This window comes from Methylobacterium sp. GC_Met_2, from assembly GCF_026540795.1.
Lineage (GTDB): Bacteria > Pseudomonadota > Alphaproteobacteria > Rhizobiales > Beijerinckiaceae > Methylobacterium.
In genome coordinates this window covers 1-1,334 of the sequence record NZ_JALNUM010000251.1, presented here as the reverse complement: position 1 = coordinate 1,334, position 1,334 = coordinate 1, and the positions used below count along the sequence as shown (strand labels likewise).

Genomic DNA, 1,334 nt, shown 5'->3' with positions numbered 1-1,334 from the left:
GGGTGCGGCCTGATGGTCGCATTTACCTTATCTGGAGGCTGTGCGCCTTCCCTCTGCGGTCAGGACAGGCGATTGCGTCTCGACCCGCAACTGGGGGTTGAGGCTATGGATCCGTCTCAAAACGACGAGCTGGGCGCACGGGGCGCCGCACCGAGGCGCAGTTTGGGTCACCGCGCGTTCGCCCGCTTCGGCACCCCTGCGATCCTGACGACCGTGCTGCTCGTGGTGGTCGCCTGGGTAGGCTTTCTAGGTTGGGTCCTCGTCGGGTTGGTCGGCCGGCTCATCGGATAGAGGATGATTCTCGAATGCGTCGTCCGGCATCACCGGCGCGGAGAATCAGAGGCGACAGAACGCCAGGAACCCGGTGACGTAGGCGGCGGACACCGTTGCGTCCCAGGACATCTCCGGAGCGTCTCCTTCGCGTCGCGTGGTTCAGCCATGAGACGCTGACGGTCCGCGCGGATCTGGAACGATCCCCGCCCGCCACCTTACCTGCGACCGCGTTAACCAAACGTCATCCGGGTTGGGCCAGACCGGTGTGATCCCCGCACGAGGCCGGCCGGCGACCGTCGCTCGACAGCGCAGATGAACGCGTTCGCAGGCGACTGCGCAGGGCGGCTTTCAAAGGCGGTCGTGTCCAGTGCCGAAACGCCGACGCGGTCGCCGGCCGGAGAGGCGGGCGACGCGCAAACCTGCAGGGGACACAGTCGGGCTCGCAATGCGGTATGTCCAGCCGCGTGTCGGCTTGGGCCTCGATCCCGAACTTTTGATCCCGAACGATCTGACGGCCGGAGGCGCTCTCATCGCCGGCGTGACGGAACTGAACGACCGGCCGATCGGCTTTGCAGAGCGTGCTGGTTAGCAGCCCGACGCGGCACGTCGCCCCGTTGGTGTGCGGCCTGCGGATTGCCTCTGAATGCGGTTGCAACGGTTTCGGCCACTCAACCGTTTGTGCCTATGGTGCTGTGCGAAAACGACCGCGCCCCACATATCGGGCTGATAGAGCTCGCCGCTTGGTGGTGTGTTCCCAACCCCACGCGTTGCGGCGCAATGCTGAGAGCGTGTGGGTGAGTTCACGCTGATTGCAAGTCGGGTAAACGAAACGGGTCAGTAGAGAATACCGGGCGGACTTCCGCATCGGTGCGCCGTTACGTCGGCGAGAAGCCTAACCGACATCAATTGCATGACCGAAATCTTCTCTGATCTGTAAAAATGTCCAAAGAATCCGGTTGCGGTACCAGCGTTAACAGATTATGAGCATCGCAATAACCAATCATTAATGTTCGCCATTGGGCTCGCCAAAGGAGCTGAGACCATGCTGACTCATGCTGATC

Annotated in this window: 1 protein-coding gene; it reads left to right on the top strand. The window is 62.6% G+C overall.

The window, feature by feature from the left end; all coding sequences use genetic code 11:
* A partial coding sequence (locus OXS49_RS33285; RefSeq protein ID WP_267428760.1) for a hypothetical protein occupies positions 1-291 on the top strand: 291 nt, incomplete at its 5' end.
* Positions 292-1,334: the final 1,043 nt, after the last annotated feature.